The organism is Saccharopolyspora sp. ASAGF58 (genome assembly GCF_012277335.1).
In the GTDB taxonomy this organism is placed as follows: domain Bacteria; phylum Actinomycetota; class Actinomycetes; order Mycobacteriales; family Pseudonocardiaceae; genus Saccharopolyspora; species Saccharopolyspora hattusasensis.
Window position 1 is genome coordinate 1,903,432 of sequence record NZ_CP040605.1, and the last position, 21,348, is coordinate 1,924,779.

The 21,348-nt window shown below is 67.7% G+C and carries 25 protein-coding genes; 7 read left to right on the top strand and 18 right to left on the bottom strand.

Going from position 1 to position 21,348, the window contains the following annotated elements; all coding sequences use genetic code 11:
- Positions 1–5 precede the first annotated feature (5 nt).
- Both mycP and FDZ84_RS08765 read left to right on the top strand, forming a co-directional pair.
- Positions 6–1,427 (top strand): type VII secretion-associated serine protease mycosin, encoded by a 1,422-nt coding sequence (mycP, locus tag FDZ84_RS08760; RefSeq protein WP_168585482.1) that lies wholly within the window; start codon positions 6–8, stop codon positions 1,425–1,427.
- Between the two features lie 332 nt (positions 1,428–1,759).
- Positions 1,760–2,086 carry a hypothetical protein gene (locus FDZ84_RS08765; RefSeq protein WP_210435488.1) on the top strand — a complete coding sequence of 109 codons (327 nt, stop codon included), beginning with the start codon at positions 1,760–1,762 and terminating at the stop codon, positions 2,084–2,086.
- A gap of 241 nt (positions 2,087–2,327) precedes the next feature.
- Here the strand turns inward: FDZ84_RS08765 and FDZ84_RS08770 are convergent, their stop codons facing one another.
- From FDZ84_RS08770 to eccB, 3 genes are all read right to left on the bottom strand, one after another.
- The gene (locus tag FDZ84_RS08770) at positions 2,328–3,743 is read right to left on the bottom strand and encodes a WXG100 family type VII secretion target (protein WP_168585483.1); all 1,416 of its coding nucleotides are present in this window, start codon (positions 3,741–3,743) and stop codon (positions 2,328–2,330) included.
- 2 nt (positions 3,744–3,745) lie between these two features.
- Complete coding sequence (locus FDZ84_RS08775; protein ID WP_168585484.1) at positions 3,746–4,057, bottom strand: hypothetical protein; 312 nt, start codon at positions 4,055–4,057, stop codon at positions 3,746–3,748.
- A 151-nt stretch (positions 4,058–4,208) separates the two neighbouring features.
- Positions 4,209–5,804, bottom strand: a complete 1,596-nt coding sequence (gene eccB / locus FDZ84_RS08780) for a type VII secretion protein EccB (protein ID WP_168585485.1) — start codon at positions 5,802–5,804, stop codon at positions 4,209–4,211.
- A gap of 175 nt (positions 5,805–5,979) precedes the next feature.
- On the opposite strand from eccB, the gene eccE reads away from it, so the two are divergent.
- From eccE to FDZ84_RS08795, 3 genes are all read left to right on the top strand, one after another.
- The gene (gene eccE / locus FDZ84_RS08785; protein WP_246868891.1) at positions 5,980–7,284 is read left to right on the top strand and encodes a type VII secretion protein EccE; all 1,305 of its coding nucleotides are present in this window, start codon (positions 5,980–5,982) and stop codon (positions 7,282–7,284) included.
- Positions 7,281–8,012: a hypothetical protein gene (locus FDZ84_RS08790; protein WP_010315349.1), complete on the top strand. Its 732-nt coding sequence runs from the start codon at positions 7,281–7,283 to the stop codon at positions 8,010–8,012. The genes eccE and FDZ84_RS08790 overlap by 4 nt, the downstream gene beginning before the upstream one ends.
- A gap of 505 nt (positions 8,013–8,517) precedes the next feature.
- Positions 8,518–9,393, top strand: a complete 876-nt coding sequence (locus tag FDZ84_RS08795; RefSeq protein WP_168585486.1) for an endonuclease domain-containing protein — start codon at positions 8,518–8,520, stop codon at positions 9,391–9,393.
- Between the two features lie 88 nt (positions 9,394–9,481).
- On the opposite strand, the gene truA is transcribed toward FDZ84_RS08795, so the two are convergent.
- From truA to infA, 8 genes are all read right to left on the bottom strand, one after another.
- The gene (truA, locus tag FDZ84_RS08800) at positions 9,482–10,363 is read right to left on the bottom strand and encodes a tRNA pseudouridine(38-40) synthase TruA (RefSeq protein ID WP_168585487.1); all 882 of its coding nucleotides are present in this window, start codon (positions 10,361–10,363) and stop codon (positions 9,482–9,484) included.
- A gap of 20 nt (positions 10,364–10,383) precedes the next feature.
- Positions 10,384–10,977: a 50S ribosomal protein L17 gene (rplQ, locus tag FDZ84_RS08805; protein ID WP_168585488.1), complete on the bottom strand. Its 594-nt coding sequence runs from the start codon at positions 10,975–10,977 to the stop codon at positions 10,384–10,386.
- A gap of 49 nt (positions 10,978–11,026) precedes the next feature.
- Entirely contained in the window at positions 11,027–12,106 is a 1,080-nt protein-coding gene (locus FDZ84_RS08810; RefSeq protein ID WP_010315355.1) for a DNA-directed RNA polymerase subunit alpha, read from the bottom strand.
- 150 nt (positions 12,107–12,256) lie between these two features.
- The gene (gene rpsD / locus FDZ84_RS08815) at positions 12,257–12,862 is read right to left on the bottom strand and encodes a 30S ribosomal protein S4 (RefSeq protein WP_168585489.1); all 606 of its coding nucleotides are present in this window, start codon (positions 12,860–12,862) and stop codon (positions 12,257–12,259) included.
- Positions 12,863–12,885: 23 nt separating this feature from the next.
- Positions 12,886–13,290: a 30S ribosomal protein S11 gene (rpsK, locus tag FDZ84_RS08820; protein WP_132493023.1), complete on the bottom strand. Its 405-nt coding sequence runs from the start codon at positions 13,288–13,290 to the stop codon at positions 12,886–12,888.
- Between the two features lie 25 nt (positions 13,291–13,315).
- Positions 13,316–13,696 carry a 30S ribosomal protein S13 gene (gene rpsM / locus FDZ84_RS08825; protein WP_010315370.1) on the bottom strand — a complete coding sequence of 127 codons (381 nt, stop codon included), beginning with the start codon at positions 13,694–13,696 and terminating at the stop codon, positions 13,316–13,318.
- A 152-nt stretch (positions 13,697–13,848) separates the two neighbouring features.
- The gene (gene rpmJ / locus FDZ84_RS08830) at positions 13,849–13,962 is read right to left on the bottom strand and encodes a 50S ribosomal protein L36 (RefSeq protein WP_010315372.1); all 114 of its coding nucleotides are present in this window, start codon (positions 13,960–13,962) and stop codon (positions 13,849–13,851) included.
- A 52-nt stretch (positions 13,963–14,014) separates the two neighbouring features.
- Positions 14,015–14,236 (bottom strand): translation initiation factor IF-1, encoded by a 222-nt coding sequence (gene infA / locus FDZ84_RS08835; RefSeq protein WP_009948665.1) that lies wholly within the window; start codon positions 14,234–14,236, stop codon positions 14,015–14,017.
- 388 nt (positions 14,237–14,624) lie between these two features.
- Here infA and FDZ84_RS08840 point away from each other — a divergent pair, with 388 nt between their 5' ends.
- Both FDZ84_RS08840 and FDZ84_RS08845 read left to right on the top strand, forming a co-directional pair.
- The gene (locus FDZ84_RS08840) at positions 14,625–15,296 is read left to right on the top strand and encodes a class I SAM-dependent methyltransferase (protein ID WP_210435489.1); all 672 of its coding nucleotides are present in this window, start codon (positions 14,625–14,627) and stop codon (positions 15,294–15,296) included.
- Positions 15,297–15,551: 255 nt separating this feature from the next.
- Positions 15,552–16,154 (top strand): class I SAM-dependent methyltransferase, encoded by a 603-nt coding sequence (locus tag FDZ84_RS08845; protein WP_168585490.1) that lies wholly within the window; start codon positions 15,552–15,554, stop codon positions 16,152–16,154.
- 162 nt (positions 16,155–16,316) lie between these two features.
- Here the strand turns inward: FDZ84_RS08845 and map are convergent, their stop codons facing one another.
- The 7 genes from map to rplR form a co-directional block, all read right to left on the bottom strand.
- Positions 16,317–17,108: a type I methionyl aminopeptidase gene (map, locus tag FDZ84_RS08850; protein ID WP_168589915.1), complete on the bottom strand. Its 792-nt coding sequence runs from the start codon at positions 17,106–17,108 to the stop codon at positions 16,317–16,319.
- 70 nt (positions 17,109–17,178) lie between these two features.
- On the bottom strand, positions 17,179–17,733 hold the full coding sequence (locus tag FDZ84_RS08855; RefSeq protein WP_168585491.1) for an adenylate kinase: 555 nt from the start codon (positions 17,731–17,733) through the stop codon (positions 17,179–17,181).
- A 175-nt stretch (positions 17,734–17,908) separates the two neighbouring features.
- Positions 17,909–19,222 carry a preprotein translocase subunit SecY gene (secY, locus tag FDZ84_RS08860; RefSeq protein ID WP_168585492.1) on the bottom strand — a complete coding sequence of 438 codons (1,314 nt, stop codon included), beginning with the start codon at positions 19,220–19,222 and terminating at the stop codon, positions 17,909–17,911.
- A 437-nt stretch (positions 19,223–19,659) separates the two neighbouring features.
- Positions 19,660–20,109: a 50S ribosomal protein L15 gene (gene rplO, locus FDZ84_RS08865; protein ID WP_168585493.1), complete on the bottom strand. Its 450-nt coding sequence runs from the start codon at positions 20,107–20,109 to the stop codon at positions 19,660–19,662.
- A 1-nt stretch (position 20,110) separates the two neighbouring features.
- On the bottom strand, positions 20,111–20,293 hold the full coding sequence (gene rpmD, locus FDZ84_RS08870) for a 50S ribosomal protein L30 (RefSeq protein ID WP_168585494.1): 183 nt from the start codon (positions 20,291–20,293) through the stop codon (positions 20,111–20,113).
- Between the two features lie 5 nt (positions 20,294–20,298).
- Positions 20,299–20,910, bottom strand: coding sequence for a 30S ribosomal protein S5 (rpsE, locus tag FDZ84_RS08875; protein WP_168585495.1), 612 nt, complete (start codon positions 20,908–20,910; stop codon positions 20,299–20,301).
- A gap of 35 nt (positions 20,911–20,945) precedes the next feature.
- On the bottom strand, positions 20,946–21,347 hold the full coding sequence (gene rplR / locus FDZ84_RS08880; protein ID WP_168585496.1) for a 50S ribosomal protein L18: 402 nt from the start codon (positions 21,345–21,347) through the stop codon (positions 20,946–20,948).
- Position 21,348 lies beyond the last annotated feature (1 nt).

Sequence of the window (21,348 nt, forward strand, 5' to 3'; positions counted from 1 at the left end):
GCGTGATGCGCTCTAGGATCTCCCGCTCCCGGGGCGGGCTGCGCGGATTCGCGCTGCTCGCCGCGGTGGGCACGTTCGCGCTGGGCGGCCCCACGGCACCCGCGGTCGCGCAGACCGTCGGTCCGCCACAGCTGAACGAGGCGTGGCAGACCGGGTCCAAAATGGACGCCTCGCCCGGCTACGAACAAAAGCAGGGCTGCATGCGCGGCAACACCGGCAACTCCATGATCGAGGAGAAGCCGTGGAGCCAGCTGGTGCTCGGCTACGAACGAGCCCACGAGCAGGGCTTGAAGGGTGAAGGCCAGAAGGTGGCCGTCATCGACACCGGGGTGAACCCACATCCGCGACTGCACCACCTGCAGGGCGGTGACAACACCGTCCCGGGCGGCGGCGCCACCTTCGACTGCGACGGGCATGGCACGATAGTGGCGGGCATCATCGGGGCGGCCCCGGACGAGACCGGCCAGACAGGGTATGTCGGGATCGCACCAGAAGCCACGATCCTGTCGATCCGGCAGTCCTCCCAGGTGTGGATACGTCAGTCGGACAACTCGACGATCGGCAACACCAAGACGATGGCGCAGGCCATCAACGGCGCGGTCGATCAGGGCGCAGCGATCATCAACATCTCGCAGTCGTCGTGCCAGCCGATCGCGCAGGGCAGCAACCCCCTCGACGTTGGTAACCAGGAACTGCACAACGCGGTCAAGCAGGCCTACGAAGCGGGGGTCGTTGTGGTCGCCGCAGCCGGAAACGTCGGCGAAGCCTGCCAGAAGAACCCGGCCGGCAGCCCGACGACCGCGGTGCTGCCCGCCTGGTTCGACGACTACGTGCTCACCGTCGCCTCGGTGAACCAGGCGGGTGCGCCGTCGGAGTTCACCGTGCCGGGTCCGTGGGTGGACGTGGCCGCGCCGGGCGAGAACCTGATCACCCTTGACCCGGGCGCCCAAGGCAAGGGCCTGGCCAGCCAAATCGCCGGGGGCAAGGACGGCCAGATGGGCCCGATCCAGGGCACCAGCTTCGCCGCGCCGTACGTGTCCGGCCTGGCGGCACTGATCAAGGAGAAGTTCGCGCGCGAAGGCAAGCCGATGAACACGGCCGAGTCCGCAAAGCAGGTGATGGACCGGATCAAGCAGACGGCCCTGCACCCGGGTGGCATCAACGGACGCAACGACATCGTCGGCTACGGCATGGTCGACCCAATGGCGGCGCTGAGCGACGTCCTCCCATCCGAGTACGACAAGGCGGCGCCGCCGCCGAAGCCGACGAAGCTGGACGTGGATGTCATCCCGCAGAAGGACTTCCCGGCCCTGATCATCGCCCTGGGCGGTGCAGGAGCGGGAATCGCGGCGATCATCTTCACGGCGTTCCTGGTCAACGCGGTCCGCAACGTCCGAGCCCGAGCCCGCGAAAACAGCGGCGGCTGAAGACGTTCGACGAGACGGCCCGGTGTCCCATGCGGACGCCGGGCCGTCTCGTTAAACCCACCAGGCTCCTCGCTCGATCTACCTGCCGAACGAACTTCTTCAGCATCTATCTGTGTCATCGCTTTGCGAGACTGCCTGGAGATCCCGCTGGCTGCCCTAGACGAGTAAGTCCAAATTCCTGCGGGCATGAGGCGACGGCGTCCATGATCCGTTACCGATTGTCCCTGCGGTGCCTGGGTGCTCCAGGGTGAGCTGGCGGAAGAACACCCGTGAGCGTTTTTGGGTGCCATGGCACCCAAAAACACTCACGGGTGTTCTCTGCTTACCGAAACGTGCTGGAGGTCGACGCGGAAATGATCAAAGACCGGGTCGGGTTGCTGCTGATCAGTGACAAGAATTTCGCCTCCTTGCTCCGACCGTCCCGTAAGAAGGAGGTCATGCAGGCGGGCGAGCCGATGCTCAAGAAGGTCCGCCAGCTCATCGAGTCCGTCAACGACACCCTCAAAGGTCAGCTTGACCTGGAACAACACAGCGCACACAGCGTCGAGGGCGTCGCCGTGCGCGTCGCCCAGCGCGTACTTGCACTGGCCGCCGCGATCTGGCACAACTTCCGCACCTGCCAGCCCGTTACCCGCTCACTCACCGCCTACGATCACTGATCGTATTCGGACTTATTCGTCTAGTGGGAGGGCGTGCTGCTGCCTCGCCAATCGGTGTGAAGCGAACGGCCTGTTCGCCTCGGTAGACGGCACGAACGGGTCCGTTCGCCTCAACCAACACATCCCAAGCAGCCTCTATCGCACCCGATAGCACTCACGGGTCCCCAGCAGCCGAAGCGGGCTCAACGGTGCCGGCCCAGGATGGAACGCGTTTCATGTGCGGATCTTGTTGGCGTGAGGCCTAGTTCCGGCGCTTCGGCGGTGGCGCGTCGCCGACCGATGCCGTACCCGTCTTCGGCTTCGGCGGTGGCGCATCACCCACCGATGCCGTACCCGTCTTCGGCTTCGGCGGTGGCGCATCACCCACCGATGCCGTACCCGTCTTCGGCTTCGGCGGTGGCGCATCACCCACCGATGCCGTACCCGTCTTCGGCTTTGGGGTGTCTTCCGCCGTCTGCTTGGGGTGGAGGGCGTCCGCGATCGAGGAGCGGGGGGTGGGCGGCTCGATGATTGACGGGACACCGAGCCTCCGCGTCGACTGCCGGGTCGTCGCGGCCGGCCGTTCCTGGTCCTGGTCGCGGTCTCGCGACGACTCGCCGAGTACCGCCGGGGCCGCATCCGGCGGCGTGCCGAACAGTTCCTCCGGCTTACTCTTCAGCCGGGACTGGTTCTTCCGGTCCTGGCCGGCACCCTGCGCGCCACCCATCATTCCGCCCATCATGCCCATCGGCATCATGCCGCCCATCATGCCGCCGGCGGCAACACCGCCCGCCGCACCGGCGACCGCGCCACCAGCGGCAGCGGCAGCGGGTGGCACCGCCGAAGGCTCCCCGGCTCGCGTGGTGTCGCCTGGGGAGAGGGGGTGTTCCGCACCTCCTCCGGGTCCCCCGGAGACCCCGGCCGCAGCGGCACCTCCTCCGGGCGCCCCGGAAACCCCCGCCGCAGCGGCACCTCCACCGACAGCACCGACACCTCCGGCACCGCCGCCAGCCGATTCAGCCCCCGCCGGCTCAGCGAGCGCCGGTTGTGCCAGGGGGTGTGCCGGGGTTGGGGCGTTGAAGTCCCATGCCTGGGCGGGCATCCGGTGGTCGAACTGCACCGATCCCGCCGACCGGCCCGCCTCCACGTCGTCGCAGAACCGCGCGAACGCGCGATAAGTGTCCGAAATGGACTCCGCCAGCTCGCTGGCGGGCTGCGCCAATTCCGCCAGGTGCTGGCGCGCCCGCTTCGCCCCTCCTTCGGGTGCCAGCAGCGCCGCGGACACCGAATCCGCCGCTTCCGCGACCAGTCCGCCCAAGTCGTCCAACTGCGCCTGCAGGGCTTCCACCGTGTGGTCCAGCACATCCGCCAGCGCGCGCATCGTGTCGACCAGGTCGTTGCCTGCCAGGCCGACGTCCTGGACATGCGCGAGGAAGGCATCGGCGTCCTGGCCCTGCCAAGCAGAATCGATTCCACCGAGCCTGCCCTGCACGTGCGCTGCGGCGTTCTCCAGGTTTTCCGCGCCCTCGCGCCAGACCCGGGCCGCCTCGCGCAGTTCCTCGTGGCGGCCGACCAGGTCGGCGAGATCCGCGGGGATCGAGTTCGCGACCTCTAGTTCGTCGGCGATGCGGGACAGGTAGTCGAGGTGCTCGGCCACTTCGGAGCTGTTGCGCGCCATGCTCATGCCTCCTGCTTTCGCATCGCGACGGCGCTGTCATCGTCGCCCCCGGCGTGGAAGTCCACGACCTCACGCAGCTCGTCCCCGGCTCGGGTCAAGGTCTCCCCGGCGCGGCGGTTCTGGTCCAGCAGCAGGGCGTACAGGCGCTGGTAGGCCTCGGCTGCACCGGCCTCGCGGCCGAGCGCGCCGAAGGTTTCCGGCGCGAGTTCCGCGGCCGTCAGCGCCGGCTGCGCCGCCGTGATCTCCTCGCCGGCGGCGCGCACCTCGCGCGCGCAGCTCGCCAGCCATTCGATGTCGATCCGGATCCCCGACATCCGGTACCTCCCACGTTCGGTCGCTCTTACGACGATCCGCCCGCAGCTCACCGTGGGCTGCGGGCGGATCGCTTGTTCCTCGGACGTTGGAGCCGACCAGTTCGGTTCCCGGTTCGGCGCGTGGGTTCGGCCGCTCCCGCGACCCGAACCGTCAGCTACCTGATTGGGCGGCTCCGGCTTGCTGCTGCTGTTGCGGGTTCTGCGGCGGGCGGTTCACTCCGCCCGGCCCGACCGGGACCGAGTCGTAGGTCAGGCTCGCGTTCGCCGGGTCGAGGAAGTCGCCGTTCGGCAGCGTCCGCATCAGCCAGGACGGCCCCGCCTTGATGTCGCCGGCACCGCCGATCACGCCGAGTCCCTGCGCGGTCGCGACGTCCTTGATGCCGTACTGCACGCCCTGGTCCGAAACCAGGAAAATCGGGCCGCTGTCCGCACCGGCCTCATTCGAGGCCCCGCGCACCACGGCCGCCTTGCCCGGCGGCATGTAGAAGTAGTCGACGTTCAGGTCGGCACCGTCGTACTGGGCCAGCTTGACCGGCGCCTTCGCCGCCGGCGAGCCCTTGTGCAGGGTCACCGTGATGTTCTGATCACCGTTGACGTTCTTCCAGCTCAGGCAGGAAGTGTCGGACTGCTGGAAGGTGACCGGCGTGGGCACCGCCGTCGGGAAGCTGGAGAGGTTGATCTGCTCGCTGGGGTCGGCCTGCGGAGCGTCGGTGACCGCACCCGTCGCGTTCGGGATGTCCTGGCTGTTGGTCTTCGACGCGTGCAGCACCGCCGCCGCGCCCTCGTTGATCTCCTGCTTCCCGTTCTGCAGCAACAGGAAGAACTGGTCCGGCTGCCCCGGCAGGGTGCGCTTGACCACATCGCCGACCTTGTAGCGGGTCATGTAGCTCTGCAGCTGCTGACCATCACCCGGGATGGTGGGCACCTGCAGCGCCGGGACCTCCGGGATCGCGTTCAGCATGTTCGTGCTGATCGTCCGCGGCGTGGCGCCCCGAAGCCGGAAGACGTCCATGACAGTGGTTTCCGTCATGCTGATCTTCGACTTCACCGCGTGCGTGTGCTGCCGACCCGGCAGGTCCTTCACACGGTAGATGAGGTATTCCTCCTTGGAGGTCTGGTCTTTGACGTAGAGCGACTGGTTCGGCGCGATCTCGGTGCCGTGGTTGCCGTCACCGCCGATGACCGTCGTCTCCACCTTCGTCGCGGCCTCCACCTTGGCATCGCTGAGGGTGTCCCGGACCTGGCCGACATCGCAGATCGCCCAGGACGGCTCCGCGGGATTCTTGGCGTCAGGCAGGAAGGTCGGCGCGTTGACCATGCCGGTGAGCGCACCGCGCGGGAAGTCCGCCAGAGCGGCCTGCTTCACCCTGGTCGGCTCCACCGGGCCGCCACCCTGGCCTCCCCCCTGCGCCATGACCAGCAACTTCGCCGAGGCCATGTTCAGCATCGGAATGAGCCGCTTCTGGGCCTGCTGGTCTGAAGTTACGACGAAAACGTTGCCGGTTTCCTGGGCGATGACTATCGAACCCGGCTCCGGGACGTTGCCCTTACCACCGAAAAGGCCCCAAACAAGGAACCCGATCATGCCGACAGCGGCGAGTACCGCACCCGCGACCGTGGCCCGCTTGTGCGAACCCATCGGATCGTGGAGCATCACCGCGTCTTTCCGCACCAGCGCCGACTCCATGCGGCGCAGCACGAACCGATACGCCTGAACCTGTGACTTCGTTGTGGGTGTTGATGCCATTCTTCGCCTACAGCTCTCCCGTCCGAGGTACGGTTTCGCAGGATAGTCGCAGAGATATACCGAATGGGTGCGGTTCGACCGAGTCCGTCAGTATTCTCATCACGCGGCTGACTCCGACAACGCGTCCCAGCGCGCCGTGTGCCGCACTTACCTGCGAGGGGGAGAGACCGAACGGATGTCCGTGACCACACAACATCCGGCCCAGCCGAAAGCTCCCGGGCCCGCCAACCCGCCCCGCGCCCGAATTCGCGCGCGCCGGCGGCGGATCAACGGCGTGACGCTCGGCGGCATCCCTGCGGCCAACATCGTGCTCATCGAGGTCGGCCTCGCCATCGGCCTGATCCTCACCCAGATCAACAACATGCCGCTGCCGGTCGGTGCCGGTGTGGCGGCGCTGGCGATCATCATCGCGCTGCTGCGGCGGCGCGGCCGGTGGTTCACCCAGTGGTTCGGGCTGGTGCTCGAATACCGCGGCCGCAACCACACCCGGGCTTCGCACCCGGCCAACGTCGATGCGATGGAGCCGGCTGAGGACAAGGACGGCGACGGCATCATCGGCCCGGACGAGAACCACCGCGTCGCGCTGCTGCGGCTGGTCGTCGAGGACCTGGTGATCGCCCGCACCCAGGACCACGACCGCAACCCGGTCGGAATGTCGTGGCACAAGGGCAAGTGGACCGCGGTGCTGATGGTCGAGCCAGCCCCGTCACTGCTGAATCCGGTCGACAGCGCGCCGAACCTGCCGCTGGGCGTGCTGGTTCCGTGCCTGGAAGACCGCGGCGTGGTGCTCGACGCGGTGCAGGTCATCTGGCACTGCTACCCGGGAAGCGCGGCGCTGCCGTCGAATTCGCCCGCGCTGAACTCCTACCTCGAAGTCCTGGGCCGACTGCCCGCGGCCGCCCGGCGCACCACCTGGATCGCGGTCCGCCTCGACCCGCAGCGCTGCGCCAAGGCCATCGGCGAGCGCGGCGGCGGCATCATCGGCGCGCAGCGGGCGCTCATCGGGGCCTTGTCCCGAGTCCGCAATGCGCTGGAGCGGCAGGGCGTGCCGACCCGTCCGCTGGACCCCGACGAGCTGCTGCAGGCCGGGATCTCATCGGCGGAATTGCACGGCGTGCTCGGTTCACAACGGCCGGTGGGCCTCAAGGAGCGGTGGGACGGCGTGACCGCCGGTGGCGTCGGGCACTCCAGCTACGCCATCACCGGTTGGCCGAACCAGATGAACGACAGCCTCAACGCGCTCACCGGGATCCGCGCGCTGTCCACCAGCATCGCGCTGTCCATCTCGCCGGTCGGCGAGGAAGGCGAGGTCGGGCTGCGCGGCCTGGTCCGGGTCAGCGCCCGCACGCCCACCGAGCTGGACGCCGCCGACGAGCGGCTGAAGGCGATCAGCAACCGTCTCGGGTTGACCCTGACCCCGCTGCGCGGCTCGCAACTGGCCGGCTACGCGGCGACGCTGCCGCTCGGAGGTGCGGCATGAGCCGAAGCAGAACGATCGATGTGCCGGGCAGCCGCGGCGCGGCACCGGAATTCCTGGTCACCGCGGAAACCCTGGACGCCATCAGCCCGTCCGGCGACCGCGGCGGCGTGATCATCGGCTCAGACCCGCAGGGCGAGGCGCAGGCCGCGTCGATGCTGCGGCCGCACCCGACCCGGATGGTCACCGTCGGCGGCCTGTACCTCGCCCGGCAGCTCGCGCTGCGCGCGATGGCCACCGGTGCCTGGGTGATCGTCGCCACCGGTCGACCGGCGGCGTGGAAGATGCTGGAGCGCGCGGCCGGGCAGACCCCGGACGGGAAGCCGGTGCCGCTGGCGCAGATCCGGCGGTTGGCGCCGTTCGACCTCCCGAGGTCCACCGAGGACACCCCGCTGCTGGTGATCCACGACGGCGGCGCGGTGCCGCAGGAACTGTTCCCGCCGCGCGCACCGTGGCAGACCACCATGTACGTGCTGCCCTACCTGCACCCGCAGGTCAGCAGCGGCACGGCGGCGAACACGGCGGACCTGGTGCTGCTGCAGCGCCTCCCGCTGAACCAGGCACAGCTCGCCCAGCGCATCTGGAGCCTCCGCGGCCACCAGGTCCAGCAGCTGACCCAGCTCAAGGACGACCAGGTGATCGCCCTCGGCAACATGACCTGGACGATGATCCGCCTGGTGACGAACCAGAAGGAGAAGGAGATCCTCGGCCCGATCCGCCGCGGCGACTGACTCCTCCGGCAACACCGCGAAAGCCCTGGCCACGACGGTCGGGGCTTTTCGTTTTCGGTCCCCTGAGCAGCGAGTGATATTAACTGCCCATAACCGGAAATGATGCCAGATCCGCGGTGTTGAGCTGACCACGCCGAAGCCCTTGCGCAGGTCTGCGAAGTTGCGGGGCGAACTGGATGGAGATCTTCCACCAAACGACTTCGCCCAGCCTCCGGCCGCCTCGACGGCGGAGCACTCGAGGTCCCCTTCCGCACGGCTTCCACCCAGAGTCGACACGGCGCACTCGACGGGACGGCCGCCACCACGGCCAGCAACCCGCCAACCGTCACCGGCTGTTGCGCAATTTCGCGAGAAATTGACGTTCACCCTGGTGACGGTCAATTTCTCGCGAAATTGCACATCACCCCCCGTTCGGGGTCACGAAGTTATCCACAGCGGCCCGAGTCATCCACAGATTTAAAAAGATGCGTGACAGTAGCGTTTCCGGTCCGCCACGCTGTCCTACATGGACACTTCAACCGTTCTTCCGCACAAGACTGAAGCCCCGCTGTTCACCCGCGGCGAGGCGATCGCACACGGCATCAAAGACCGCGAACTGCGCACCAACTTCCGCAAGGTCATCCACGGGATCTACACGACGAGAGACGTCGAGATCACGCACGAGCTCCGATGTCGCGCCGCCTCCATAACCCTGCCTGACGACGCCATCCTCACCGGCCGCTCCGCTGCAACCTTGCTCGGAGTCCCGCTAGCCGGACCGAACGACCCCGTAGAAGTACTAGTCAGTGGTCACAGCTACATGAACCGCCGATTCGGCCTACGAGCCTGGGCCAGGAAAAGCAGCGTCGACGAGCACGTCGCGTGGAGCAGCATCCGACGGGCAACGCCCACCAGAGCAGCCTTTGACGTCCTCGCTCGAAACGCACCGAGCTTTGGCATCGCCAACTGCGATGCCATGCTGCACGCCGGGCTGGTCGACGAGGACGACCTGGCACGCTTCATGTCGACCCGCCGCTACTACGGAGTTCGCAAGGCACAGCGTGCGTTCGAACTCTTGGACGGTCGGGCGGAATCGATACCCGAGTCCGTGCTGAGGGTGACCCTCGTCGAAGGTGGCCTCGTGCCAACGCCGCAGGTCGAGGTGTACGACGAACGCGGATTCGTGGCCAGGGTCGATCTCGCCTTCGAGGAATCGAAACTCGCCGTGGAGTACGACGGCGCCTGGCACGCCGATCCCGGACAACAGCAACGTGATCGGCAACGACGGAGACGCCTTCGGGAATGCGGCTGGACCGTTGTCGTCGTGACAGCCGACAGCCTCTACGGCGACCCGAAAGGAGTAGTCGCCGAAGTCAAGCACGCCCTCGGCCGCCGAAGGTGACTGAGCGCGAGCTGTTGCGCAATTTCGCGAGAAATTGACGTTCACCCTGGTGACGGTCAATTTCTCGCGAAATTGTCCCCACTCCGCGTCAGGGGAGGGTGCGCATCGCCCGGGTTTGCGCGGCCCGCGCTTCGAGGTCTTCGTCTGACGGGTAGTCGATGGCCGTCAGGGTCAGGCCGTGGGCCGGGGCGACCGCCGTCGTCCGGCTGGTGGATTCGAGGAGTTCTGCCGGCCAGGGCCGGGCTTTCCGTCCGTCGCCGACCATCAGGAGCGTGCCCACCAGGCTCCGGACCATCGAGTGGCAGAACGCGTCCGCGCTGACGTGTGCGACGATCAGGTGCTCCGCCACCCGCCCCCACTCGAAGCGCTGGAGTTCGCGCACCGTCGTGGCGCCCTCCCGCGGCTTGCAGTACGCCGCGAAGTCGTTGAGCCCCAACAACTCCTGCGCCGCGGCGTTGAGCGCCGCCACGTCCAGCGGCCGGTTCCAGGCGAGTGTGTCCCGGCGCCGCAGCGGATCCACGCCCCACGGTGCGTCCGACACCTGGTACCGGTAGTGCCGACGCAGCGCCGAGAACCGCGCGTCGAACGCCGAAGGCACCACCCGTGCCCCCAGCACCCGCACGTCCGGCGGGAGGATCCGGTTCCACCGGTGCACCATCCGCTCCAGGTCCGGGATCCCCTGGGCGTTAACGGAAATCCGCTCACCGCCGACGGGGTCGTGGGGCACCACGTCGAAGTGCACGACCTGCCCCGAGGCGTGCACCCCGGAATCCGTCCGCCCTGCGACCACCACCGGTCGCGGCACCGACCGCCCCGGCGGCTGCTTCGCCAGCGCGTCCTCCACCAGGCCCTGCACGGTGCGCTGACCCGGCTGCTTCGCCCAGCCGCAGAAATCCGTGCCGTCGTAGGAAACGTCGAGGCGCACGCGAACGAGCCCGCCGTCCCCAGCGGGAGCGGCGGGCTCGTTCACGGCAGCACTACGTGCCGGAATCAGGACTCGTCCTTCTTCTCGGCAGCGGTGTCCTCGGCCTTGGCCTCGGTGGCCTCCGGAGTCTCGGCCTTCGGGGTTTCCTCGGCCTTCGGCTCGTCCTCGGTGGCCTCCGGAGTCTCGGCGGCCTCCGGAGTCTCGGCGGCCTCCAGAGCCTCGGTGGCCTCCAGAGCCTCGGCCTTCAGCTCGTCCTTGGCGAACTTCGTGCCGCGAGCGGCCTCCGCCTCGGTGGTGACGAGCCTCTCGGTCACCAGCGCGATGACGGCCATCTTCGCGTTGTCACCCTTGCGCGGCATCATCTTGATGATGCGGGTGTAACCGCCGTTGCGTTCCGCGAAGTGCGGGCCGATCTCGGCGAAGAGCTTGTGCACGACGTCCTTGTCGCGGATGGTCTTCATGACCTCGCGACGGTTGTGCAGGTCACCCTTCTTGGCCTTGGTGATGAGCCGCTCGGCGATCGGCCGAAGCCGCTTCGCCTTCGCCTCGGTCGTGGTGATCCGGCCGTGCTCGAACAGCGAGGTGGCCAGGTTGGCCATGATGAGCCGCTCGTGCGCCGGCGACCCGCCGAGACGCGGACCCTTGGTCGGGGTGGGCATCGGTTGCTCCTCTCAGGGCGCGCCGGTGTACCCCGGACGCGCAACACAGCTACAGCTGCTCTGTCTCCGCGTAGTCCTGACCGTCGTCGTAGCCGTTGTCCTCGACGGGCCCGATCGCGCCGACGGTGGTCTCCTCGGAAGACCAGCCTTCGGACGGGTACTCGGCCGCCGCGGCCGACGGGTCGAATCCGGGCGGGCTGTCCTTGAGCGCGAGCCCAAGGCCGGCCAGCTTCATCTTGACCTCGTCGATGGACTTCGCACCAAAGTTGCGGATGTCCAGCAGGTCGGCCTCGCTACGCGAGACCAGCTCGCCGACGGTGTGGATGCCCTCCCGCTTGAGGCAGTTGTAGGAGCGCACCGTCAGGTCGAGGTCCTCGATCGGCATCGCGTAGGCCGCGATGGTGTCGGCTTCCGCCGGCGACGGGCCGATCTCGATGCCTTCGGCGTCGATGTTGAGCTCGCGGGCGAGCCCGAACAGCTCGACGAGGGTGCGTCCCGCCGAAGCCACCGCGTCGCGCGGGGTGATCGACGGCTTGCTCTCCACGTCGAGGATCAGCTTGTCGAAGTCCGTGCGCTGCTCGACACGGGTCGCCTCGACCTTGTAGGTCACCTTCAGCACCGGCGAGTAGATCGAGTCCACCGGGATGCGGCCGATCTCGGCACCGGTCTGCTTGTTCTGCATCGCGGGGACATAGCCACGACCACGCTCGACGACGAGCTCGATCTCCAGCTTGCCCTTCGCGTTGAGGGTGGCGATGTGCAGGTCGGGGTTGTGCACCGTGACGCCCGCCGGCGGCACGATGTCGGCCGCGGTGACCTCACCCGGCCCCTGCTTGCGCAGGTACATCGTCACCGGCTCGTCTTCCTCGGAGCTGACGACCAGCTCCTTGATGTTCAGGATGACGTCGGTGACGTCTTCCTTCACACCCGGAATCGTGGTGAACTCGTGCAGCACACCGTCGATGCGCAGGCTGGTGACCGCCGCACCCGGGATCGAGGAGAGCAGGGTACGACGCAGCGAGTTGCCGAGGGTGTAGCCGAAGCCCGGCTCCAGCGGCTCGATGACGAACCGGGAGCGCGTCTCCGACACCGCCTCTTCGGACAGTGTGGGTCGCTGGGAGATGAGCACTTCGTTTTCCTTTCCTCACGACGCCCGCTATTTGACGCCGATGGAATGGCGTTGCCCGCGAAGCGCGGGCCGGTGGCGGATTCCTGCACCGCCACCAATGGCTGCGAGCCGCCGGCGGCCAGACCCCGAGGGGGCCGCCGGCGGGACGCGTCACTTCGAGTAGAGCTCGACGATGAGCTGCTCGGTGACCGGAGTGTCGATCTGCGCGCGCTCCGGGCGCTGGTGCACCAGGATCCGCAGGTTCGAGGGCACAACCTGCAACCAGGCCGGCACCGGCCGATCGCCGAGGGTTTCCTTGGCGATGATGAACGGCGTGGTGGGCACCGACTTCGGCTTGACGTCGATGATGTCCCACTTCGAAACCTGGAAGCTGGGGACGTTCACCTTCTTGCCGTTGACCGTGAAGTGGCCGTGGCTGACCAGCTGCCGCGCCATCCGGCGGGTCCGGGCCAGGCCGGCGCGGTAAACGACGTTGTCCAGCCGGGACTCCAGCAGCTGCAGGAGATTGTCACCCGTCTTGCCCGGGCGCCGGTTGGCGTCCTCGTAGTACGAGCGGAACTGGCGCTCCAGCACACCGTAGGTGAACTTCGCCTTCTGCTTCTCCTGGAGCTGCAGCAGGTACTCGGTTTCCTTGATGCGCGCGCGGCCGTGCTGCCCCGGGGGGTACGGACGGCGCTCGAACGCCTGGTCACCACCGACGAGGTCAACCTTCAGACGGCGGGACTTGCGGGTCGCGGGACCGGTATAACGTGCCATCTCTGTCTACTCCTTCCCGCGCCTCAGACCCGACGCCGCTTCGGCGGCCGGCAGCCGTTGTGCGGCTGCGGGGTCACGTCCTGAATGGTGCCGACCTCGAGACCGGCGGCCTGCAGCGAACGGATCGCCGTCTCCCGGCCCGAACCCGGACCCTTGACGAAGACGTCGACCTTCTTCATGCCGTGTTCGGCGGCCTTGCGGGCCGCGTTCTCGGCGGCCATCTGCGCGGCGAACGGGGTGGACTTACGGGAGCCCTTGAACCCGACGTGGCCGGCCGAGGCCCAGGCGATCACCGCACCGGTCGGGTCGGTGATCGAAACGATGGTGTTGTTGAACGTGCTCTTGATGTGCGCCTGGCCGTGAGCGACGTTCTTCTTTTCCTTGCGCCGCACCTTCTTGACGGCACCAGCGCGAGACTTGGGTGGCATGGCTTTAGCTGACTCCTAGCGAGGCTTACTTCTTCCCGGCCTTCTTCTTGCCGGCGACCGTCTTCTTCGGCCCCTTGCGGGTACGGGCGTTGGTCTTCGTCCGCTGCCCGTGAACCGGCAGGTGCCGGCGGTGCCGAAGCCCCGCGTAGCAGCCGATCTCGATCTTCCGGCGGATGTCGGCCTGGACCTCGCGGCGGAGGTCACCCTCGACCCGGTAGCTGCTCTCGATGAAGTCGCGCAGCTTGGTGAGCTGCTCGTCATCGAGGTCGCGCGGCCGGGCGTCGGGCGAGATTCCGGTCGCGGAGAGGATCTCCTTCGACCGGGTCTTGCCGATCCCGTAGATGTAGGTGAGCGCGATCTCCATGCGCTTTTCGCGCGGGAGATCGACGCCGACGACCCGTGCCATCTGGCCGGTTCTCCTTCGTTGATCCAGGTCTGCTCCCTCGCCGCCCCCGCAACTGATGCGGAGCCCCGGCCTGGTCCGGGGGTCAGTCGGCCCGCGTTAGGGCCGACAGGTCGAGGGAGTTCCTTCTCAATCCTTGCGACGCTGTGCTGCGCTCAGCCCTGACGCTGCTTGTGACGGGCGTTGTCGCAGATCACCAGCACCCGCCCGTGACGGCGGATGACCTGGCACTTGTCGCAGATTCGCTTCACACTCGGCTGGACCTTCACGGTCGTGCTCTCCTGCTCGGACGCGTGTCCGGTCGCCCGGACACCGTGGAGGTCACTTGTAGCGGTAGACGATGCGCCCACGGGAAAGGTCGTACGGCGAGAGCTCCACCACGACCCGGTCCTCAGGCAGGATGCGGATGTAGTGCTGACGCATCTTGCCACTGATGTGTGCGAGGACCTTGTGGCCGTTCTCCAACTCGACACGGAACATCGCGTTGGGGAGCGGTTCGATCACCCGACCCTCGACCTCAATGGCCCCGTCTTTCTTGCCCATGTCCTCCGCGTTTCGTGACGGTGACGGTTTGCGGACCTAAGTCCCGCCGCTTGCACCGGAGGCCCCGGCACCAGCGACGGGCACACCGCAGCCCGGTCCGGAACACCGATAACGACCCGATCCGGGAACATGGAGCGGGTTACCAGGCACAACGAACCGGCGCTACGAGTGCGCCGATGTTCCACTGTACGCGGCGTCGTTTGGGCGCTCCACATCGGGGCAGCTCAACGGCGCTGTGGACACGCTGTGCAACTTGGGGGTGACGCTCATGACGGTACCCGACCGCGCCTCGCGGCGGCTTGCGCGGTCGCTTCGGATCTCACTACTTTCGATCACACGCTCGACATCGGGGTCGAGGGCCCGGACCGTGGGACAACCGAGGAGAAGTGTGACACCTCAGCAGGAGCAACGTGGCTGGAGCGCAGCGCCGCAGCTCCGCAAGTTCGGCAGCGTCGGGCAGCACACGGCGAGCAAGCTGGAGGAGTACCGGACCTTCTTCCGGACCGCGGTGCGCAATCCGAAGATGGTCGGCGCGGCGACCCCGACCTCCGCCACGGTAGCCGCCACGGTGGCCCAGGTGGTGCCGACGACCGGCGCCCCGGTGGTGGTCGAGCTCGGCCCCGGCACGGGTTCGTTGAGCAACGGCATCCACCGCAGGCTGCCCGAGGGCTCCCGGCACATCGGCATCGAGCTCGGCGAGGCCATGGTCGAGCACCTGCGCACCCACAAGCCTTGGATGGAGATCGTGCACGGCGACGCGGGCGACCTGCTCACGCTGCTGGACAAACACAACATCGACCGAGCGGACGCGGTCATCAGCAGCATCCCGTGGTCGCTGCTGGCGGCCGACGCGCAGCACCACATCCTGCGGCAGGCCGCCGAGGCGCTCGCCCCGCAGGGTGCGTTCACCGCGCTGACCTACCTGCCCGCCGACCAGACGCCGGGCGGCCGCCGCTTCCGCACCCGGCTGGGGCAGACGTTCGACGAGGTCCTCACCCACACCACGTGGCGCAACCTCCCGCCGGTCCTGCACTACATCTGCCGCCGCCCGCTGCGGTAGGCCGCGCAACCCGGAGGGGTGAAACTGGGGATCGAAGGGATGAAACTCGGGGCACTGCCCGGGTGAACCCCGAATCACGCTCCGTCACCCGCGCACCAGGCTTGACGCATGACCAACAGCGCACCAGTCCGGGTGGACACGCCGCAAACTCATGAAGACGCATCGCCACGTGCTGCGACCTGCACAGATCCGCTGCACGCTGCGATCGAAGCACCAGCTACCGTCGCCGCGTTCGCCGATTTGGCAGGAGTGGTCGTGAGCAAGCGAAAGAAGCTGCGCGAGTACTGGACGTTCCTCAACCGCGCGGCCCGCCGACCGTCGAGGGTGGGTGCCGTGCTGCCGACCTCCCGGCACGTCGCGGCCGCGGTGGCCACCGTGGTGCCCAGCTACGGCACCCCGACCGTGCTGGAGCTCGGCCCGGGCACCGGCGCGCTCAGCGGCCCGATCCAGCGCCGGCTGTCCGAGGGCGCGCGGCACCTGGCCGTGGAGATCGATCCGGAGATGGTGCGCTACCTGCGCAGCACCAAGCCCTGGCTGGAAGTCATCGAGGGCGACGCCACCCACCTGCGCAAACTGCTGGACGACGCCGGGGTCGACCAGGTCGACGCCGTGATCAGCAGCATCCCGTGGACCCTGCTGCCGCCGGACAAGCAGCGCGAGCTGCTCCTGCAGGCTACGTCGGTGATGGCGCCGAATGGGGTGTTCACCACGGTCACGTACCTGACCACGCTGTGGCGACCGCCCACCCGGCAGTTCGTCAAGGCGCTACACGACACCTTCGAGGAAGTGCTCCCGCGGACCGCGATCTGGCGCAACGTCCCCCCAGCCCGCATCTACGCCTGCCGCCGCCCCAAGTGACTCCACCCGGCGCAATTTCCATTGAAATCGGACCTTCGATTTCAATGGAAATCGAACAAGTCGTCCGCATCCTGCGGCGTGTCGTGACCCGACACGCCGCAGATCCGCAAGTTCCATTGAAATCAGACCTTCGATTTCCATTGAAATTGCGTCGGGGACTGGTCAGTCCGCGGCGGCGGTGAGGACCCAGGGGCCGTCTTCGGTGATCGCGACCGTGTGCTCCCAGTGCGCGGCGCGGGAGCCGTCCTCCGTCACCACCGTCCAGGCGTCGTCGAGTTCCGCGGTCTCAGCCGAACCGAGCGTCAGCATCGGCTCCACCGCGATCGCCATGCCGACCCGCAGCCGCGGGCCCTTCCCCGGCTTGCCGAGGTTCGGCAGGAACGGCTCCATGTGCATCTGGGTGCCGATGCCGTGACCGCCGTACTCCGCGATAATCCCGTACTCCACGCCATCGGCCTGCGCGGCCGAGCGCGCCGCGGTCTCCACCGCGTGCGAGATGTCGGTCAGCCGGTTCCCGGCCCGGACCTGCTCGATGCCCGCCCACATGCTGGCCTCGGTCGCCGCCGACAGGCCGCGGTCCTTCGCGCTCACCTCGCCGATCGCCAACGTCACGGCGGAGTCGCCATGCCAGCCCTCCAGGATCGCGCCGCAGTCCACCGACAGCAGGTCGCCCTCGGCTAGGACCTCGGTGCGGGCCGGGATCCCGTGCACCACCTTCTCGTTCAACGAAGCGCAGATCGACGCCGGGAAACCGTGGTAGCCCTTGAAGGAGGGCACCGCGCCGGCGTCCCGGATCACCTGTTCCGCGACCGCGTCCAGCTCGCCGGTGCTCGCCCCCGGCTTCGCGTGCTCGGTCACCGCAGCCAGCGCGCGGGCCACGACCAGACCGGCGGCGCGCATCGCCTCGATCTCGCCCCGCGACTTGAGCTCGATGCCCTTCCCCCGACGCAACAAGGCACTCACCTTCAGGATTCTTTCTCGGACTGCGTTCCCCGCCGGTCACCCCGATGACCGGCCGACCGGCTCACTCCCGGTTGCGCAGCGCTTCCAGCGCTCGGGCGGTGATCTCCTCGATCGAGCCGACGGCGTCGATCTTGACGATCCGGTCCCGGTAGTACTGCAGCAGCGGCTCGGTCTCCGAACGGTACACCGCCAGCCGACGGCGGATGACGTCCTCGGTGTCGTCCGAGCGCCCCCGGGCGAGCATCCGCTTGACCAGCTCTTCCTCCGGCACGTCGAACTGCAGCACCGCAGTCAGCTCCGCGCCGTGCTCGCTCAGCATCTCGCGGAGCACCCCGGCCTGCGCCGTGTTGCGGGGGTAGCCGTCCAGCAGGAAGCCCTTGGCGGCGTCCTCGTCGGAGAGGCGGTCGCGCACCATCTCGTTGGTGACCTCGTCGGGGACCAGCTCGCCGGCATCCATGTAGCTCTTGGCCTTCTGGCCGAGCGGGGTGGAGTTGCCGATGTTCGCGCGGAACAGATCTCCGGTGGAGATGTGCGGGACGTCCAGCTGCTCGCTGAGCACGGCCGCCTGGGTGCCCTTGCCCGCACCGGGCGGGCCGACGAGAACCAATCGCACCAAGGGTCTGCCTCCGAATCAATCCGATCACGCGCCAACTGCTGACGAGCTGCACGGGCGCCCTGCCTGCATCCGGGCAGCCTCGCTCCAACCCTACGCATGGGCCACGCGCACCAAGCCGGCCCACCCGCAACGGCGGTCTCCGGGCATGCGCCACCGCGCGCCCGGACCGTCCAGTTTACCGGAGGAAACCCTCGTACCTGCGTTGCGTGAGCTGGCTCTCGATTTGCTTCACGGTGTCCAGGCCGACGTTGACCATGATCAGCACCGCGGTGCCGCCGAACGGGAAGTTCTGGTTCTGGCCCTGACCGCCGGTGATGCCGAGGAAGAAGTTCGGCAGGATCGCGATGATGCCCAGGTACAACGAGCCGGGCAGGGTGATCCGGGAGAGCACGAAGTTCAGGTACTCCGCGGTCGGCCGACCGGGCCGGATGCCCGGGATGAACCCGCCGAACTTCTTCATGTCGTCGGCGCGTTCTTCCGGGTTGAACGTGATCGACACGTAGAAGTACGCGAAGAAGATGATCAACGACATGTACAGCAGGATGTGCACCCAGCTGGACGGCGACACGATGTAGGTCTGGATGAACCGCGCCCACCAGGTGTCCTGGTTGCCGGCCAGCTGGCCGAGCAGCTGCGGCAGGTACAGCAGCGAGGAACCGAAGATGACCGGGATGACACCTGCCTGGTTCACCTTCAGCGGCAGGTAGGTGGAGGTCCCGCCGTACATCCGGCGGCCGATCATGCGCTTGGCGTATTGCACCGGGATCCGGCGCTGCGCCTGCTCGATGAAGACCACGGTCGCGATGATCACGATGGCGAAGGCGCACACCACGGCGAAGACCAGCCCGCCGTGCGAGGTGAGGATCGCGCCACCCTCGGCCGGGATCCGCGAGGCGATCGAGACGAAGATCAGCAGCGACATGCCGTTACCGATGCCGCGCTCGGTGATCAGCTCGCCCATCCACATCAGCACCGCGGCACCGGCGGTCATCACGACGACGATGGTGATCAGGTTCAGCACCGAGTCGTCCGGGATGACCGACACGGAGCAGCCCTGGAAGAGCTGGCCGCGGACCGCGAGCGCCACGATGCCGGTGCCCTGCAGGATCGCCAGCGCGATGGTCAGGTACCGGGTGTACTGGGTCAGCTTCGCCTGGCCGGACTGGCCTTCCTTCTTCAGCTGCTCGAAGCGCGGGATGACCACCTGCAGCAGCTGGATGATGATGCTCGCGGTGATGTAGGGCATGATGCCCAGCGACAACACCGACAGCTGCAGCAGCGCACCGCCGCTGAAGAGGTTGAGCAGCGAGTACACGCTCTGCGAACCGCTGCCCTGGATCTGCTCGATGCACTTCTGGATGTTCGGGTACGAGACCCCGGGAGAGGGGATCGTGGCGCCGAGCCGGTAGAGCACGACCATGCCCAGGGTGAACAGGATCTTGCGGCGCAGGTCCGGCGTCGCCAGAGCCGAGCGGAAGGCGCCGAGCACGCGAACCTCCTGTACGCGAGCCGGTCGGAACCGGCCGGGAAAAATGCGGCAATTTCCGCAGCACCCGTTCATTACGGCACTGCCGGGGCGACTCTAGCAGGCCTGAACGAAGCCACGGACGGCGACCGAAGCCGCACAGCCGATCACAGTGTCCGCCATCGGCGAACAAGATTTTTCACAGGTCCCCCGAAAAACGTGAACACCGAAATACTCTGCCCCCAGGACAAAACGAAATAGATTGTCCCCCAAGGCAATTCGATCACGCGGCCGACCGGGAACCACCAATTCCCGGGTACACCGAAACGATCGGGTTGCGGATGGAGGGCGCCTTCGACCGACTGCACCGGTCGAAGGCGCCCTCCAGTCTTCACCTGATCGGGAAAAGGCCGAGGGCCGGGCGACTTCCCGTCGCCCGGCCCTCGGTTGGAAAACCGTTGTCAGCGGTCCAGTTTGGTGACCGAACCACCCGCAGCGGTGATCTTCTCCTGGGCGCTGCCAGTGAACGCGTGCGCGGTCACCTCCAGCTTGATGCCCTCCAGATCCCCGTCGCCGAGGATCTTGGCCAGCTCGTTCTTCTTGACCAGGCCCTTGGCGACCAGCTCGTCGATGCCGACGGTGCCGCCCTCCGGGAACGCCTGGGCCAGCCGACCGATGTTCACACCCTGGTACTCGGTGCGGAAGCGGTTCTTGAAGCCCTTCAGCTTCGGGAGCCGCATGTGGATCGGCATCTGCCCGCCCTCGAAGCGGGGGGAGACGTTCTTGCGGGCCTTGGTGCCCTTGGTACCGCGACCGGCGGTCTTGCCCTTGGAGCCCTCACCACGGCCGACGCGGACCTTGTCGCGCTTCGCACCGGGGGCGGGACGCAAGTCGTGCAGTTTGATGACCATGTCAGTCGACCTCCTCGACCGTCACCAGGTGACGGACGGCGTTGATCATGCCGCGCACGTTGGAGTCATCCGGACGCACCACGGACTGACGGATCTTGCGCAGCCCGAGGGAGCGCATGCTGTCGCGCTGGTTCTGCTTGGTGCCGACCAGCCCGCGAACCTGGGTGATCTTCAGCTGTGCCATGTCGATCAGGCCCCCTGCTGCGCCGCACGGGCACGCAGGATGAACGCCGGGGCGACGTCCTCCAAGGGCAGGCCGCGACGAGCCGCGACCTCCTCCGGACGCTGCAGCAGCTTCAGCGCGGCGACCGTGGCGTGCACGATGTTGATCGGGTTGTCGCTGCCCAGCGACTTGCTCAGCACGTCGTGGACACCGGCGCACTCCAGCACCGCGCGAACCGGGCCACCGGCGATGACACCGGTACCGGCGCTGGCCGGACGCAGCAGCACGACGCCCGCGGCGTCCTCGCCCTGCACCGGGTGGGTGATGGTGCCGCCCAGGCGCGGGACGCGGAAGAAGTTCTTCTTCGCCTCCTCGACGCCCTTGGCGATCGCCGCCGGAACTTCCTTGGCCTTGCCGTAACCGACACCGACCATGCCGTCCCCGTCGCCGACGACGACCAGCGCGGTGAAGCTGAACCGCCGGCCACCCTTGACGACCTTCGCGACGCGGTTGATGGTCACGACGCGTTCGAACTGCGGGGTCTTCTCTTGGGCCGCCCCGCCACGGCCGCCGTCGCGGCGGTCCCGGCGGTCCTTGCCGCCGGACTCCCCGCCCTCACGCCGAGTGCGTCCAGGCATCAGGCGTCCCTTCCGTTCTCGTTCTTACCCACTTGTCAGAACTCCAGTCCGCCGTCACGGGCGGCGTCGGCCAGCGCGGCCACCCGACCGTGGTAGGCGTTACCGCCGCGGTCGAACACGACCTTGTCGATGCCGGCGTCCTTGGCACGGGCCGCAACGAGCTCGCCGACCTTGGTGGCCTTGGCCTTCTTGTCGCCCTCGACGGCCCGGACATCGGTTTCCAGGCTGGAAGCCGAGACCAGGGTGTGGCCCTTGGTGTCGTCGATGACCTGCGCGACGATGTTGCGCAGCGACCGGGTCACGACCAGACGCGGACGCTCGGCGGTGCCAACGATCTTCTTGCGGATGCGCGTGTGCCGCTTGGCACGGGCAAGCCGACGCTTGGTCGAGAGGTCCTTGCCCACCGGCTTACGCTTGGTAGCTGTCGTCTCGCTCATG